The organism is Nostoc sp. EspVER01 (genome assembly GCF_034530635.1).
In the GTDB taxonomy this organism is placed as follows: domain Bacteria; phylum Cyanobacteriota; class Cyanobacteriia; order Cyanobacteriales; family Nostocaceae; genus Nostoc.
Genome location: NZ_JAVRCS010000026.1, coordinates 43,540 through 60,733, shown reverse-complemented (window position 1 = coordinate 60,733; position 17,194 = coordinate 43,540). Strand labels below are relative to the sequence as shown.

Below are 17,194 nucleotides of genomic sequence, written 5' to 3'. Positions count from 1 at the left end.
AAGGCAGTGAGATAATTCACCGCCTCCTCTTGGATTAACTTATAACTCGATATTAGTTTTGGACTTCAACCCAACGGCGGTAAAGCTTTTGAATTTGTTTGAGAAGCGCAGTAGGAGCTGGTTGATTTGACTCATTCGGCTTCGCTATATCCTGCAATTGCGTCAGGAGTCTGGCTTCTTCGACGGCAACTTCACCATCGCTATAAATTAAGCCACTGATGGCTTCAATCAGATTTTCGCAATCTTCAAGACTGGGGCGATCGCCTAGATACTCCCGCACCCAGTCGTAGCATTCTTTTGGCTGCACAGGAACTAATTCGTACAGCCAAGGCTTAATTTCTGGGTCGTTAGCTAAACCTTTTGCTTGAGCTATTTCGCGGAGATATTGCCGTTCTTCTGGCTGGATTCTGCCATCGATCCAGGCGGCTCCAATCAGGATTTTAACTAAGTTTTTTACATTGGAAGGGGAAACCATTGCTGCCTCCTCTGGTAGATTCAGGCCTCCACCAAATCGTACAATCCTAAACAGTATTCACTCGGAATTATTGGTTTTTCTTAAGCGCACCATAAAAAAACCATCCATGTCCTGTCGATGGGGCCAAAGTTTAAACCAACCTTGAGGTGTCCTCTCGGTAGAATCAGGTAACTCCACGCCACTAGGAGACTCAATTTGCCACTGAGGTGAATCAGCTAAAAACGCCGAAATTACTTCTTCATTTTCTGCTGGATGCAATGTACAGGTGGCATAAACTAGTACACCACCAGGTTTGACAAAAGTTGATGTATGTATTAATAATTCTCGTTGCAGCACCGCAAGTTCTCGGACAGATTCTGGTGTCTGTCGCCAACGGGCATCAGCATGACGGTGCATAGTTCCCAAACCAGAACATGGAGCATCGAGTAATACTCGGTCTGCGGTGTTTTGAAATTGATTGAAGTGGCGACTGTCACCAGTATAAATCTGAATAGATTGTAAATTTAGCCGTTGAGAATTTTCTTGGAGTTTGCGAAGACGAGAAGGAGTGCGATCGCAAGCCCAAATTTTCCCTTGATCTGCCATCAACTCAGCGATATGGGTTGTTTTCCCCCCTGGTGCTGCACAGGCATCAATTACCACCTCACCTGGTTGGGGGTCGAGCAAATGACCTACTAGTTGAGCGCTAGCATCTTGTACAGTCCACCAACCTTCTTTAAAACCCGGTAGTTTTTGAATCGCCCCAGTATTTCCAATAAATCGTAAAGCTTGGGGTAAATGAGGAATCCGTCTCACCAAAACACCAGCAGATTGCAAAGCCGCCTCAACTTCCTCGATGGAAGTACGAAGTGGGTTGATGCGTAAATCGATTGTTGGTGATTGGTTCATCCATTCACACAGTTGTTCTGTCTCAGTCAAACCCAGTTGTTCTAACCAAACTTGAACAATCCAGTCAGGAAAACTGTGTAAAATGCCCAAGCGTTCCACAGGGTTTTCTGGAAGTTCTAACGGATCAAAATAGGTAACAGGGGACTGGGGAAGTAACAAAGAATCTTTCTCCTCTGCCCCCCTGCCCCTCTGCCCCCCTGCCCCTCTGCCCTCCTGCTCCCCTGCTTTTCTAAGATACTGGCGTAATAGACCGTTAACAAAACCCGTAAGTCCAGAAAAACCATTTTCTTTAGCGAGTTGGACTGTGGTATTAACAGCCGCTGAGGCGGGAATACGCTCTTGATAACGCAGCTGGTAAAAGCCCAGATGTAAGATGGTGCGGAGGTCTTGTGGTTGTTGATCAGATTTCTTTTTGGCAAGTTGATCGATGAGAGTATCAAGAGTGCGCTGCCTTCTGACGCTCCCATAAACCAATTCTGTCACCAAACGGCGATCGCAATCAGGCAAACTGACTTTTTGTAACACTCTATCTAGGGCAACATCAGCATAAGCCCCCTTATGAACATCTCGGAGGGCGATAAAAGCTAATTGACGGGCGTTTGTCATGAAAACACGATTCAGGAGTCAGGAGGCTTTTGTATTCTAACTCCCAACTCTTTACTAATTCGTAATTCGTAATTCGTAATTGTCGAATTTAATTCCCCCTTGTTTATAGGTGGTTTTGTTTCAATCTGGGTCAAGCTTTCTGTCTGGAACTGTCTTTTAATTACGAATTACGTTAGCGACACAGGAGCGTCATTATAAATTACGAATTATTGCATATATGGGTCTACACTGGCAATTTCAAACTCACACGCTCTAGAAACCTGTTCTGCTGGTAATTTTCCAAAGCTGATTAATGGTAAAGAAGTGGGGTCTGCCATCAGTTCTTTTGCTAATAAGAACCCAGTGATTGTCCAAGTTTGATATTTTCTCGCTTGTTTCCCAATCAGTCGCCCTTTTTTACCATCGTAATACTCTGGCCATTCATCTGTACTAAGGCGTCCTTGGGCAGTTTCAATCGCCTTTTGTGCAAGACTTGTTCTATTAGTTTTCACAGCCGCCGCCGCCAACATCCACATTAAAACTGGCCAACTACCAGCATTATGATACGACCAAGGTATATTTTTGGGGTCACACCCAGTCACAATTCTGTATTCTTCATGTTCCAAAGCTGGGAAACAAATTTTCATTGGCATATCTCCCACCAAATCATCCCATCGTTCCTCAATGAGAGTCATAATCGCTTGTGACTGTTCTTCTGTGGCTAAATCTGAAATAATTGCCATTAAGTTCCCTAGTGAAAAGAAGCGAGTATCTAGCTGCGACGGGCCAACATTACCTGCGAGATAACCACCTTTTTTTGGTAGCCACTTATCTAATTCATAATAGGGAACAGAATCTACATATATGTTGAACAAATTAACAGCAGCCTTGCCATATTCTTCACTTTTGAAGCGATAAATTGCATTCAGACGATTAATATCTATCCAATAATGCTGGCGAATATGAGCGCATAAAAGAGGCAATCGGTTATCAATGGCTTCAACAATATCAGAATTACCTTGACAAATTAGTAGTTCACGAGATGCACGCAATGCCGTGTAAAAAAGAACTTGCAATTCTAAAGGATGCCCATAAATGCCCATACGACGGTCAATCATACAAGCGCCATCTGGAACCAATAGCGTTGGGTACATATCAAAACGATTCGCCAAGCAGATTTCCATGATTAACCTGATACCATTTTGGAATTCAGGTTGATAGGCGAGAGAAAAATCTTCTGTGGCGACTACATAAGCACGCAACAAAATAATCCACCATAGGCAAGAATCTACAGGTGTAACTCTGGCGATCGCATGTTCGCCAAAGTCTGCTTCTAAATATTCTTGTCCATTTTCTGATACTACTTTAAAGCTAGCTGGTATTAATCCTCTTCCTGGCTTATAGGCATCTAATGCCTTTTCTTTAGGCTGTAACTTTAAGGTTTCTTCTAAGAAATTACGAACAATATCGGTTCTACCTTTAATCAGAAAAATTAGAGCAGAAGAAACAAAATCCCGGACAAAGCACTGATCGTAATTGAGCGCTTCTACAGATTCATCATAAGCGGCTACTGTCCCAACCGGGCGACCTTGATAATAGAGAATTGATTTTTCTAGTGCTAGCCATGCTTCTTCCACTTCTTTTAAATTCTCAGTAGTTTCCAATTCGTTTAGGTGCATTGCCAGAATAACTCCATAAGGATTGTGAATTTGTGGTAGATGTGTCTTCATTTATTATTTTTGCTATTCTCAGCATAACAAAAACGATTCTTTGAATAGCAAAGATAATTAGGCAAAAAAATAATCAACTAGCAAGGAATAAAATTGCTGACATTTATGCAACTTTCTTGTTAGTTAATTGCTTGTAATCTATTACTATTTTGGTGAATTCTAGTTATTGTTTTCCACCAGAAGTAGTAACATGATTCCTAAAAACAGTCACATAAGATATATTTTTAGATTATTTATTGTTCTGTTGTCTGTCCAGAATCATTGCTTTACCAAACAAAAACATATCTTCAGTGCTGTTTAGGGTTTGTGTGAAGTTAAAACTGGTTGCAGTATATTTACTTGAACAGGATTAGTTTTTGACACTAAGAAGTCAGATTATTCCCCTATTATCTAATAATTTATAACGTTTTTTCAGAATATGCAAGATGAAGACTATAAAATTTTAATATGTCAATACTTCTCAAGGGTTAAATATCTTACCCTACTGATAGATGAAACGGGACGTTTATGGGAGTATAGCCAAAAATAATAAAGAGTACTGAGTCGAAATACCGCCCATAAGGTACAGAGAATATACAAAGTACACAAGTACTGAGATTAGCAAAGTGATGTTCATTACTGCTCTCCCGAAGCAGCCTTAAACACTTGTTCAGCAGTTAGATTTAGCTCTGTTAAAGTTGGTGATTGAATTTGGTCATTACTACAAAACTGAGTTACTTGGTACTCACCTTCCACTAATCTGTAAACTGATATTGTCGGTTGTTTGGGATTGCCGATAAACCGTTTTCCACCAAGAGCAGCATAGTCAACAATCCAATATTCTGGAATCCCAATTTCTTCATATTCCGCAAATTTTAGAAAGTAATCATCTCGCCAATTTGTACTCACAACTTCTACTACTAATGGAATTGATGCGGCTTGAGTAACTGTTGATGATTTTTTCCAAAGTGGTTCATTAATTAAGTTAGGGATATTCAATACCAACACATCTGGAATATAACCAGATTTTTTATCAACCGATTTGATTAATGCTTGAGCAGGAATCGAATAAGCTAGATTAAACCTCCGAATTTCAAAATTTAGTTCTCTAATCAGAAATGCTCTGACTAACTCATGTTCTCCTGTCGGCTGCATTTCAACTATTAATCCTTTATGTAATTCATATCTGCCGTTCTCCGGTTTCCATTCGACGAATTCTTCAAAATTTATCGACTCTACTAAATGTTGAAACATAACACTATTTCCTCAGATATTATTCATATTTTGACTAGCATCGATAAACTGGTAACTTTATGTTACCTGCTGCTGGAATTCTTTATAAGCTTGATTAATTGCTTGCATTGAGGCTTTTGCGATCGCAGAGCTATTAACATCAGGATGATACAATCTTGCTAATCGGCGGTAGGCAATTTTAACAACATTGGGGCGATCGCTCGGATTTACGCCCAAGACTTCCCACCATTCTCCCGATAATTCAGAGTCGAGAGTAAATTGACTCCAAATCTTGATGCTTCCGCCATTAGCGCCACTTACCAGGGTTTTACCATCAGGACTAAAAGCAACGGGATTACACCCAGAAAGATTTTGTAGTACTTCCCCAGTCTGGAGGTTCCAAAGTTTGATTGTACCGTCTCGGCTGGCACTGGCCAGCGTTTTTCCATCGGGGCTAATGGCAACAGACAAAACCGCCGTTGAGTGTCCAGTCAAAGTGGAAATTAATTCTCCAGTTTGGAGATTCCAAAGTTTAATTGTGGTGTCTGTACTACCACTAATAAGAGTTTGACTGTTAAGACTGATGGCAACTGTATTCACAGCACCCAAATGTTCAGTGAGAATATAGCGTTGTTCCCAAGTTTTGACATCCCAAAGCCTAATAGTTTTATCGGCACTACCACTTGCAAGGATTTTACCATCGGGACTGATGGTGACAGATAAAACTGCATCTGAGTGTCCATTCAAAGTGCGTTTTACGGTTCCTGTGTAGCGTCCCCAAATTCTAATTGTCTTATCAGCAGCACCACTAGCAAGAATTGCCCCATCAGGACTATAGGTTACTGAGTTAACAAAACCATTATGACTATAGGCATTTAAATAAAAGAATGTGCGGAGAAATTTTTTTGTGTCCATTTGCCAACTGCTGATTTTGCGATCAACACTACCGCTTGCAATCTGCTGTCCATCAGGGCTGATCGCAACAGATAAAACTGCCTCTGCTTGTCCAGAGAATGTGTAAAACCATTTTCCGGTTTTCAAGTTCCACAAATTAACTTGTCTGTCATCACTGCCACTAACTAAGGTAGTACCATCAGGATTGATTGCGATCGCATTCACTGCCGCTAAGTGTCCCTTGAGTGTGCGTACACATCTCCAAGTTTCAGGTAGCTGGGTTGTCGGAGAAATTATTTCTGGTTCAATATTGGGAATAGAAGGTTTAGGTGTAGCAAATTCTGATTTTTTCTTGAATTCATTCTTAAGTGCTTGTAACTCATCCTCGACTTCCAAACCAGCAAATTTTTGGTTGAGATCCTCACCAGATAAAAATGCTTCTAATTCCATCAATGCTTCTAATTCCATCACTGTCCGTAGCCGTGCGAACCTTACAAATGGTTGAAGGACGCGATAATACTCAACTTTCTGCCCAGCTTACCTTTTGTCTTGAACAGCAGCAATGCTTATCTGGGATTCAATCTTCTGTTGAAGGCGATACTAAAAAACTGCAAAATCCTTATCCACGCGGTTGTTTGCCCTGGGCTAATTGGATCATTGCTCGACTTGGTGGATGGTCTGGTTATACTTCTGGTAGACCTCCTGGAATGCCTACTCTTGTTCATGGTTTAAGACAATTTGAATCTATCTTTCTTGGCTGGAAACTCGCTCTGGGTGGACTTGTGTATACACGGTAGGCTCTTCGGGAGGGGAGACAAAGCACAGCTTTGGCGGGGTGGGGTTCTTCGGGTTTAATAAGCAATCAAGCGGACATGATATGACTGGATTGTTGTGAATATAATCTAACTTTTGTCTAAACATTTCCTCATCTAGAATCACCTGCGGATGAAAACCTTCTTGCCAAAGTTGATATTCTTGTTTGGTCTTATGTTTTAATTTATAAAGCTCAAGCTAATTAAGTATGTAGTTAGAATTATTTTTCTCAAGTAAGTCAATAATACAGCGAGCCGTGAACGATTTAAAATTTCCTATTTCTTTGGATAAACTGGCGGCAGAGGCGATTAGATGAAGATGATTTTCCATAATTACGTAACCATATAAGGTTAAACGCTGCTGACGTTGCAGAAAATTCAGGGAATCTAAAATAATTTGTGTAAATTCAACTTTGCCGAATAGTGGTATCCAATTTATAACTGTGCAGGTGAGAAAGTGTGGCTGGGTTCCTAATACGTGGTAGCGGCTGCGTCCCATGATGTTATTTTAATTCGAGGCGGAGCCTCTAGGATGGCATTCCCAGTCGAAGACTGGGAACGAGGAATTTGACTAAGTTACAGCTTTCATCAAATATTGTGTCAAGGTAAACGCATCTACACCTAATTCGGTACGCTCTTGGGCAGCTATTATACCTGCTTGCGAATGCCACCAAGCGGCAGTTGCCACAATATTTTCTAGGGGAATCTGTTTAGTTGCTGCTTGCGCTAACAATCCGCCCAGTAGCCCAGTTAACACGTCGCCACTACCACCACGGGCTAAGGCGGGTGTGCTTTCAGGAACAATCCAAACTTCACCTTGAGGGTTGGCGATCGCAGTTCTTGCCCCTTTCAACAATACTACTGCCCCACTTTGGGCGGCAGCTTCTTGTACTGCTTTCACTCTGTCGTGTTTGGCATCGGCGACATCAGGAAACAATCGTTCAAATTCGCCAGTGTGGGGTGTGAGTACGGTTACTGCTTGGCGTTTTTTTAGTGTGGCGATCGCTCCGATTTGTGCCAAGATATTTAAACCATCGGCATCGAGAAGCAAAGGGCGTTCGCTTTCTATGACTTCTTGCACAATGGGCGTAGCATCTCGTGTTAAACCGGGGCCACAAGCGATCGCATTGAAGGAACTTAAATCAGTTTTTTCTGGTAATTTTAATTGAGCTATGGCTCCACTTTCCGTCTCTGGACAACCGACAATTAGCGCTTCTGGCAAATGTGACACCAAAAGAGATTTCAGAGATTCGGGTACGGCAATCGAAAGCATCCCGACACCACTAGCCCTAGCACCCAAACCAGTTAAAATTGCCCCACCTGCATAGCGCCGCGAACCGCAAATCAGCAGTAAATGTCCTTCTTTATATTTGTGAGTAACTGCTGGACGGGGTAAAGGTAAAGTAGCAAGTGCTTTTGCTCGTGTAATCCGTTTAATTTTAGGTGCATCTTTGAGAACAGCTTCCACATCAGCTAAAGGAATATCAAAATCGATTAATTCAGTTTTACCAAGATATTCCAACGCTCGATCTTGGAAGAAAGCGAGTTTCCATAAACCTAAGCAAAATGTGTGAGTAGCGCGAATGGCAGTTCCCAATACAACGCCAGTGTCAGTGTGTAAACCTGAAGGTAAATCGATACTATAAATCGGTATAGATAATTCATTTAATTGATTAATTGCAGAGGCAATGGGATCGGTCAGGTTTCTTTCTAAACCAAATCCAAACAAGCCATCAATCAACAAATCAGAATCTGGCAGTTGTTCAATTGTTTGATAAATTGGAATGCCCAAACTCTGGGCATATTGCAAGTGCTGCGAAGTTAATTCTTTAAGCTGAGAAAAAGGAGAATAAATCCAAATTTCATATCCGCGAAAGTATAATTCACGGGCTACCACTAAAGCATCGCCACCATTATGACCGGGGCCGACAAGAATTCCTACACGAGATCCCCTTAACAAAGGGGTGTTTGCAGGAATCTCTGGAATGCGACGAGCAATTAATCCCGCCACCTTTTCCATCAAAGCAACTACAGGCATTCCCGCTGCAAAGATCCGCTTTTCAATATCGCGCATCTGCCCAGCAGTCACTACCACTTGCGAAATTTGTTCTTGCCTATCTTGCATCAGTCCTGAGTGGTGAGTTATGAGTTTCAGGGTAACTGAAAGTTTAGCAAAATTGACTCATATTCCACTCAAAAAAGTTACAACCCGATTTCCACATCTTCAAGGATGCCGAGTGCATCGGGGATGAGGACAGCTGCGGAGTAGTAGGCGGTGACAAGGTAGGAAATAATGGCCTTTTCGCTGATGCCCATGAATCGGACGGACAAACTAGGTTGGTATTCGTCGGGGATACCAGTTTGATGCAAGCCAATCACGCCCTGATCTTTCTCACCAGTGCGGAGTATAAGAATAGAACTAGTTTGGTTCTTGGTAATCGGGATTTTGTTACAAGGCAGAATCGGTACATTGCGCCAGGTGATTATTTTGCTCCCGTCCATATCGATGGTGTCTGGATAGATGCCTCGACGGTTGCACTGGCGACCGAAGGCTGCAATAGTGCGGGGATGAGCTAGAAAGAACCTCGACTTCCGCCGCCGGGTGACTAATTCATCAAGGTCATCGGGAGTTGGGGGACCGCTGCGGGTGTAGATGCGCTGTTTGAGGTCGGCGTTGTGCAACAATCCAAATTCGCGGTTGTTGATCAACTCGTATTCTTGACGTTCTCGCAATGCCTCAATCGTCAGCCGCAATTGTTCTTCCGTCTGATTGTATGGTTGATTGTACAGATCCGCAACACGAGTATTCACTCGCAACACAGTCTGAGCAATGCTCAACTGATATTCGCGGGGTGAAAGTTCGTAGTCAACAAATGTTCCCGGTAACGTCGTCTCTTGACTATGACTGGTTGACAATGCGATCGCAGCTTCTCCATACTTGTTTTGTGGAAGTTCTGCGCGAGTCCTAAACTGCTCAACTTGAGCCTGCAACGCCTGCGACTGGTTGAGCAGTTCCCGAAATGCCTGTTGTGGTAGCGCCAATACCGTGCATCGGGTTACAGCTTGGACTGTGAACTTCCAATTGCTTTCTGACACCAACAGATCGCCAAAATAATCACCGTCAGCTAGCGTATCCAAGAAAGGCTGCTCGTCATACTTGCCAATACCAATCTTGTTCGCTTTACCATGTGCGATCAAGAAAAGCTGATTGGCTGGCTGACCTGACTGGACAATGATATCGCCAGGTGCAAACTCCTGCTGAACAAACCGACTTGCCAACGCCCTCAGCACCTCGGTATCGTCAAATCCTCGCAGCAAGGGCAACTCACCAAGTTCCTGGGGAATCACCTGCACCTCGTCTCCGGTGTTAGAGAAACTTAACCGTCCATCACCCACCGTATAGGTCAACCGACGGTTCAGCCGATAAGTTCCACCCTTCGTCTGCACCCACGGCAACATCTTCAACAACCACCGCGAGGTAATTTCCTGTGTCTGCGGTGCAGATTTGGTGGTCGTGGACAAAGTACGCGCAGCATCTTTACTCAAACTCAGTTGAGGTTGTCCACTCTCAACATTTAAATTTGATTCAATAAAATCAGTCATCACCCCATCCTCTAATTACTAATAAAAGTGCCATTCAGTGCCAATACGGTTCGGTTAAGGTTTTTTGATGAAAATTCTAGATCCAAAGACACGAGCAATCGCCCTCTCTACAAGGATCAATCTTTTGTAGAGACGGCGATTGATCGCGTCTCTTGCCTTAATCAAACCGTATTGCGTTCCATTAGCGGTAGCGGGGCGTTGAGCCAGTGCTGAGTTAAAAGACCGCCCACTTTCTTGCAGGGTATCAACAGTCAGCTATAATTTTTACTCACTCAGCACTCCTGATATTTAGCGACCGATCTCAACATCTTCGAGGATGCCAAGTGCGTCAGGAGTGAGGACGGCTGCGGAGTAGTAGGCGGTGACGAGGTAGGAGATGATCGCCTTTTCGCTGATGCCCATGAATCGAACAGACAAGCTGGGTTGGTATTCATCGGGGATACCAGTTTGATGTAAGCCGATTACCCCTTGTTTTTCTACACCAGTGCGGAGCAAAAGGATAGAACTGGTGCGGTTATTGGTGATGGGAATCTTGTTGGAAGGAAAGATAGGTACGCCGCGCCAAGATGTGACCTGAACACCGTTCACATCTACGCTTTGTGGATAGAGACCCAGGCGGTTGGCCTCACGACCGAAGGCAGCGATCGTCCGGGGGTGAGCCAGGAAGAATCCCGGCTCCTTCCATACCGTCGCCAACAGTTCGTCGAGATCGTCAGGGGTGGGTGCGCCACTACTGCTGTAGATACGCTGTTTGAGGTCGGCGTTGTGCAGCAACCCGAATTCGCGGTTGTTGAGCAATTCGTGTTCTTGACGTTCCCGCAATGCCTCAATAGTCAGCCGCAGTTGTTCTTCTGTCTGGTTGTACGGTTCATTGTACAGATCGGCTACCCGCGTACTGACTCGTAACACCGTTTGAGCAATGCTCAACTCATATTCTCTGGGTGTGAGTTCGTAATCGGCGAAGGTTCCTGGTAACTCAGCTTCTTGGGGATGATTAGCTGCTAGCTCAATGGCAGCTTCACCTTGGGGAGTCTGTGGCTGGTTCAGGCGGGTGCGGAACTGTTCAACATGAGTTCCTAACGCCTCAGACTGAGCGATCGCTCTCTCAAACGCCGCTTGGGGTAGGGACAAAACGATGGTTCTGGTAATCGCCTTGAGGGTGTACTGCCAAGTATCCTCGGACTGCACCACAGTTTCATCACCGAAATGGTCGCCATCAGCTAGCACATCGAACACGATCTGCTCGCCATACTTACCAACACCAATCTTGTTTACCTTGCCACGAGCAATTAGAATGACGCGATCGGCAGGCTGGCCCAGTTCAACTATGACATCATCTGGAGCGTACTCCTGCTGAACAAACTGGTTTGCTAACCCGGTCAATACGTCAAGGTTGTTAAATCCTCGCAGCAAGGGCAACTCAGTCAGTTCCAAAGGAATCACCTGCACCGTTGCTCCGGTATTGCTGAAAGTCACCCGTCCATCACCCACGGAATAACTCAACCGACGGTTGACTCGATAAGTACCACCTTTTGTCTGTACCCACGGCAACAACTTCAACAACCACCGGGATGTAATTTCCTGGGTTTGCGGTGCAGATTTGGCTGTTGTCGCCAAATTACGCGCCGCTGCTGTACTCAAGGTTAACTGGGGCTGCTGATCTTCCAAATTGGGATCGTTAGAATACGTCACAACTTAATCCTCCACTTTTTAGTTACTAAAAAAACCGATCTCACGCGATCGCATACTGAACCTGGAATTAACTCACCGACAAAAAAATGACCTTAAATCCTCACTAAAAACTTGGGTCTGTTCGCGAAGCGTCTCGTAGAGAAGCCCCGTCTTTTGAGGACGGCTTTTTATCATCAGTGACAGGACTTTGAATGAGTAATGAGTGGATGAGAAATGGGTATTTACTCATTACTTATTACTTGTTACTTATTACTCCAGAATCACCAACCCTTCTTTCTCGGTGAGTATGTCACCGATCCAATACGCCTAGCTGAAGTACCCAGTCCTCTAGGCCCGCTAAGTAGCCGCCCTGCTAAGGAATTACGCAATTCAAATTCCTTATAGCGGTCTACCGTTATATGCCACTTGAGAACGCCGCACATCCACTGCTCTAGTTTCTTGACGTATCCAAGCAGTTTCTCGCGGGTACTTGCATCCAGGTCGAAATCATCAAAAAGGGCTGGTAGTTCGGTGGCAACGATGTGTTGAAACTGGAGCGCCCTAGCGGTCATCAGATTATTGACAACCTCAACAGCCTGTGGTATGTCGCAATTGAGGAAATTCTGAACGACCAGCACGCAGTTATGGATTTCGCCCTCGAATTCGATTTCTTTCTGATAGGAGAAGATATCGTTGGTAAAACAGGCGAAGTCGGCGGCGGAATTATCGAGCGATCGCATCGTTCGGGTGCGGTAAATCTCTTGCGGGATCTCGCTCCCCTGAGCTAGTCGCGACAGGCTCATGGTCAGATCCGAGCCAAAGGTCTTACGGCGCATCTCAATATAATCTATCGGGTCGGGAATCCGATTTTGGATCTGGTTGGCGAGTTCCCACACCCAGCTGTCAGTCATATCCTGAATCGCGCGGCGGAACTGAGTCCGCGCGTTTGCGGACATGGGGCCAGCTGTGCGAGACCAAATATCTGCCAAGCCGGCTTCCACCGGATTAGTCGGAACCTCGCTGGGGGTGGAGTCATCCAGAGGCATAAACGCCGACAGTCGGGCATTGAACACTTTCGCACCAGCCATGTTGCGGTTATTCCCATAGAGTGCCGGGAAGTAATCGTCGGCGTATGTTCCCCAAACCAGCCAGCACGCTGTCAAATTCAGCTCGTGACCAGATCCATTCGGATGGATCAACGCACCACAAAGGGCTACGTCGGCAACATCAAACTTGTGATCATCCCAGATGACAGCATCAGGAATCCCAGGTAGTGATTCCAGCATCCCCATTTCACGCGCCCATTCCTTGGAATACTTCCGCGCAGCATCCAGATGGGGATTCAAGCTTGTAGTGAAGGGCATGTAAAACTTCGGCAGTGTTACTGGCCCGACAGCCTGGTATGGAACGTGAGTAAAGCTCTTGAACCTTCCCAAACCCAAGGCGGCGTATAGCGATTCAATCCGTGCAGCCGATGTGCCTAGCCCTGTGGGGCCTCCCAGAAGTGTGGATGTCGAAGAATTGTCTCCTCCCTTGTTCATGTAACGGCTCGATCGCATGTGCCACTCGTGACCGCCCGATTGCCAGTCCTGGAGTCCTTTGATGTAAAGGAGAACGTTCACACGAGCCACTGGGTCTAGTCCGTAGTCCTCAAAGAGGGGGGGCAACTCGGTGACGGCAGTGTTATCAAACTGGTATAACCGCGAGGTTAGCAGTTCGTTGGTAAGGTTAGCCGCCTCTTGGGTACTCACATTCAAGAACCGCTCCAAGACCAGCACGCAGTTGGCGTTCTCACCTTCATCTTCCACTTCTCTCTGGTAGGAGAATAGGTCATTGCGAAGATGCACTCCATCGGCAAATGTGTCTTTGAGGATACGCATTGGCCGAGTCGAGGCGATTTGGGCTGGAATCTCTATAAACACGGCATGTTCGACGAGATCCGCTGACCACGGAGCGCCACCAACTTTGCGGCGCATCTCGATGTATTCGATGGGGTTAGCAACCCTATCTTGGTTGATATTGGCGAGTTCCCACAGAGACTCTTCTAAGAGGTTCTTGGTACTCTCAAAGAATCGAAGTCGCCAGTCTACAGATTTAGTAAAGGCAGTGCGAGACCACAGATCAGCCAAGCCGCGCTCTACTGGGTTGGTCGGAACCGAAGGGGTATCAGTGGGATGCACTGGCATAAACGCTGGCAGTCGGTCAAGATACTCCTTTGCCCCAGCCATGTCTTGAGTGCGCTTATAGATTTCCAGGAAGTGATCGTCGAAGAAGAACACCCAAACATACCAGTCGGTTACTAGGTCAAGCTCCGCTCCCGGCGCATCTGGATGGGTATAGGAGCAAAGCAAGGCGTAGTCGTGGGAGTCAAATGTATGTTCATCCCAGATAACCGAGCTTTGCGCTTCCTCTTCTGAGCCAAGTATCCCCATCTCGTAGGCCCACGCTTTGGAATGCACTCGTGCCGCTTCCAAGTTTGGGTTTAGCCGTGCGGGCCAAGGCGTGTAAAATTCTGGCAGTTCAAAGGGTTGCATGATCTGCGCTAAACCTCCTCTGGGGTCTTCTTGCTGTCTTTATTTCGTGGCCGATCTGAGCATTGTTGCAGTTCATAAGTATCATTACTACCCAGCTAGATCCCCACATCTCGTTTGCTCATGGTGGCTCGTTTCAAGCCGATAATATTAAGATGCTCATAATCTAAATAACGAGCTATGTACCCCGGATTTCTCACCACACCTCTTAAAGCCTGCGCAAGTGCCGGGGAGAAGTAATGAGTAAGAAGTAAGAAGTAAGAAGTAAGAAGTAAGAAGTAAGAAGTTTTTACTCATTACTCATTACTTGTCCTTTGCTACATCAAACGCCTTGAGCTTGTGAGAAATGCGGGGTACGTTTTATTTGAAGTTGTTGGCAAATAAATTTTTAATACTGAATCGTGGTGTTCTCATAATTTTTCATAGTTGTAAATAAAAAGCAATCCGTACATTGAAGCCGTTAAGCAAATAATTAAATCAAAAATTGAAGAATTAGAAGACAGTTAAGACAGTTAAGCAAATAGTTAAATCAAAAATTGAAGAATTAGAAGACAGTTAAGACAGTTAAGCAGATAGTTAAAAGATTTAAGATAGTTATTAAAGAAAAAATACTAATTGTTAATTTTTTGCAACTAATATCCATTCAGGCATCACCGTTCCAAAATCAAGAAATTACGCATTTGCCTGAAACTACGTCAGGATAAGCATTTGTTCCTTATAGCAATTCAAAAATGTTTGCGACAGATATCCTGCGTACCCTCCCTGATACCTTGGCTACAGTGTACATAAAAGTCGAATTACCCCACTTAATCCACCCGATATATTGGGGGTAAACATGAAATTTAGTTCTCTATATTTCACAAAGGTAGGGAAAAAACTGACGCTAAAACCTTTAAATTATTTTTTTAATTGGTATTAGCGTTAGGAACGAAACCCAACATTTTTATAGCTTTATTAGGTTGCGCTTTGCTTCACACAACCTACAATTTTTCTTAATCCAAGCGTATTGACTTATAGAGTAGACCGCAGACGGCGATGAATCGCCGTCTCTACAATAATCAGTCTTTCGTCTTGACGGCGATTTACAGCGTCTTTTTGATCTAGCATTTTCATCAAAAAACCTTAGTTTAACTGTATTGGGCTGGGATAGAAAGCCCCTTACTTAATTCTCTTCACTTGCGAAGGATGCAACTTGTTAGACTGACTACAAAGTGTATACCCACGAAATACTTTCTGGCTTTGATGGGCTAATCATCGGAAAATCCCAAAAGGGCTGAAAAAGGTTTCTTCTCCTACTTCTCACCACATATTTGGGTCTGTTCGCGAAGCGTCTCGTAGAGAAGCCCCGTGCTTCACGCAATGCTTTAAAGTAATGAGTAAGGAGTAATGAGTGGATGAAAAATGGGTATTTACTTATTACTTATTACTCCTTCTTCCCCACGCCTTTAGGTCGGTGAGGATGTCAATTGCTTTCTCAAGCTGGTAGTAAAAAAGTATTGCTGTCACTTTGGGTGAAAGCTAGATACTATTAGATTCGGCGTGTTTACTGTTCGGGAGTGCCAAAATGTCTAAACAGCTGGGTCAAAAAATTGCACCCACACCGATATCAAATGATATCAATGTGGTGGATTTGATCGATCGATACTTCACCGCTTACAACTCAGCGCGGTTGCGGGAAATCTGCCAACTACTGAGTCGCGATGTCCTAACAGAATGTGTCACAGTGGGAGTTAGCCTTTCCGGTGCGATGACGCCAGCAGGATTTGGGGTTTCAGCGCTTGCACCCTTAATTCGCAACGGCTTTATTGACTGGATGATTAGCACTGGTGCAAATCTTTACCACGATATGCACTACGGATTGGGTTTTGAACTCTTTGCTGGTAATCCGTTTTTGGATGATGTGAAACTTCGCCAAGAAGGCACGATCCGCATTTATGACATTATTTTTGGTTACGATGTGCTGCTAGAAACTGATGCGTTTATCCGCAAGATTCTCCAAGGAGAAGCGTTTCAAAAGCGGATGGGAACGGCTGAATTTCATCATTTACTGGGTAAATATGTCCGAGAAATAGAAAAGCAATTGGGTGTGCAGCATTCCTGCTTGCTAGCTACAGCTTATGAATATGGCGTACCGATTTATACGTCTTCTCCAGGCGATAGCTCAATTGGGATGAACGTGGCGGCTTTAGCATTAGAAGGTTCGCAGTTGGTGATCGATCCATCAATTGACGTGAATGAGACAGCAGCGATCGCATATAATGCCCGTGAATCAGGAGGTAAAAGTGCGGCTGTAATTCTTGGTGGCGGTAGTCCTAAAAACTTTTTGCTACAAACCCAACCGCAACTTCACGAGGTTTTAGGGTTAGAAGAACGAGGACACGATTACTTTGTGCAATTTACCGATGCACGTCCAGATACAGGCGGTTTATCTGGAGCAACCCCATCGGAAGCTGTCAGTTGGGGTAAAATTGACCCGGATGAGTTACCTAACACAATCGTTTGTTATACCGATAGCACGATCGCTCTACCACTGGTGACAGCGTATGTGTTGAACAAATGCCAACCTCGTCCCTTGAAGCGTATATATGACAGGCGAGAAGCCATTTTGGATAAACTGCAAAAAGACTATCTAGCAGCCAAAACCCAACCATCAGATCAAGTTCCAGCAGCAGTTGCTGAAAGTGCTTCACAGCAAACAGCGACTTATCCCTGTGGTCGGATGATTCCGAATACTCACTAAGGGAATAGGCAGGAGGAGAAATCAATTCAAAATTCAAAATTCAAAATTCAAAA

12 protein-coding genes are annotated in these 17,194 nt (G+C 44.5%); 2 read left to right on the top strand and 10 right to left on the bottom strand.

The window, feature by feature from the left end; translation table 11 throughout:
- Positions 1 to 52: 52 nt before the first annotated feature.
- The 5 genes from RMX69_RS20670 to RMX69_RS20650 form a co-directional block, all read right to left on the bottom strand.
- On the bottom strand, positions 53 to 475 hold the full coding sequence (locus RMX69_RS20670; protein WP_289797368.1) for a TerB family tellurite resistance protein: 423 nt from the start codon (positions 473 to 475) through the stop codon (positions 53 to 55).
- Positions 476 to 532: 57 nt separating this feature from the next.
- Positions 533 to 1,969 carry a 16S rRNA (cytosine(967)-C(5))-methyltransferase gene (locus tag RMX69_RS20665; RefSeq protein ID WP_322638577.1) on the bottom strand — a complete coding sequence of 479 codons (1,437 nt, stop codon included), beginning with the start codon at positions 1,967 to 1,969 and terminating at the stop codon, positions 533 to 535.
- Between the two features lie 206 nt (positions 1,970 to 2,175).
- Entirely contained in the window at positions 2,176 to 3,627 is a 1,452-nt protein-coding gene (locus RMX69_RS20660) for a glycoside hydrolase 100 family protein (protein ID WP_289800003.1), read from the bottom strand.
- A gap of 666 nt (positions 3,628 to 4,293) precedes the next feature.
- Positions 4,294 to 4,911 (bottom strand): Uma2 family endonuclease, encoded by a 618-nt coding sequence (locus RMX69_RS20655; RefSeq protein WP_289797366.1) that lies wholly within the window; start codon positions 4,909 to 4,911, stop codon positions 4,294 to 4,296.
- Between the two features lie 57 nt (positions 4,912 to 4,968).
- The gene (locus tag RMX69_RS20650; protein ID WP_322638576.1) at positions 4,969 to 6,252 is read right to left on the bottom strand and encodes a DnaJ domain-containing protein; all 1,284 of its coding nucleotides are present in this window, start codon (positions 6,250 to 6,252) and stop codon (positions 4,969 to 4,971) included.
- Here RMX69_RS20650 and RMX69_RS20645 point away from each other — a divergent pair.
- On the top strand, positions 6,237 to 6,581 hold the full coding sequence (locus tag RMX69_RS20645) for a hypothetical protein (protein WP_322638575.1): 345 nt from the start codon (positions 6,237 to 6,239) through the stop codon (positions 6,579 to 6,581). The two genes, RMX69_RS20650 and RMX69_RS20645, sit on opposite strands and share 16 nt — an antisense overlap.
- A gap of 214 nt (positions 6,582 to 6,795) precedes the next feature.
- On the opposite strand, the gene RMX69_RS20640 is transcribed toward RMX69_RS20645, so the two are convergent.
- The 5 genes from RMX69_RS20640 to RMX69_RS20620 form a co-directional block, all read right to left on the bottom strand.
- The gene (locus RMX69_RS20640; protein ID WP_322638574.1) at positions 6,796 to 7,095 is read right to left on the bottom strand and encodes a transposase; all 300 of its coding nucleotides are present in this window, start codon (positions 7,093 to 7,095) and stop codon (positions 6,796 to 6,798) included.
- Positions 7,096 to 7,167: 72 nt separating this feature from the next.
- On the bottom strand, positions 7,168 to 8,721 hold the full coding sequence (locus tag RMX69_RS20635) for an NAD(P)H-hydrate dehydratase (protein WP_322638573.1): 1,554 nt from the start codon (positions 8,719 to 8,721) through the stop codon (positions 7,168 to 7,170).
- A 77-nt stretch (positions 8,722 to 8,798) separates the two neighbouring features.
- On the bottom strand, positions 8,799 to 10,199 hold the full coding sequence (locus RMX69_RS20630) for a family 2B encapsulin nanocompartment shell protein (RefSeq protein ID WP_322638572.1): 1,401 nt from the start codon (positions 10,197 to 10,199) through the stop codon (positions 8,799 to 8,801).
- A 288-nt stretch (positions 10,200 to 10,487) separates the two neighbouring features.
- On the bottom strand, positions 10,488 to 11,891 hold the full coding sequence (locus RMX69_RS20625) for a family 2B encapsulin nanocompartment shell protein (protein ID WP_322638571.1): 1,404 nt from the start codon (positions 11,889 to 11,891) through the stop codon (positions 10,488 to 10,490).
- A 260-nt stretch (positions 11,892 to 12,151) separates the two neighbouring features.
- Positions 12,152 to 14,404, bottom strand: coding sequence for a family 2 encapsulin nanocompartment cargo protein terpene cyclase (locus tag RMX69_RS20620; protein WP_322638570.1), 2,253 nt, complete (start codon positions 14,402 to 14,404; stop codon positions 12,152 to 12,154).
- 1,561 nt (positions 14,405 to 15,965) lie between these two features.
- On the opposite strand from RMX69_RS20620, the gene RMX69_RS20615 reads away from it, so the two are divergent.
- Positions 15,966 to 17,141: a homospermidine biosynthesis protein gene (locus RMX69_RS20615; RefSeq protein ID WP_322638569.1), complete on the top strand. Its 1,176-nt coding sequence runs from the start codon at positions 15,966 to 15,968 to the stop codon at positions 17,139 to 17,141.
- Positions 17,142 to 17,194 lie beyond the last annotated feature (53 nt).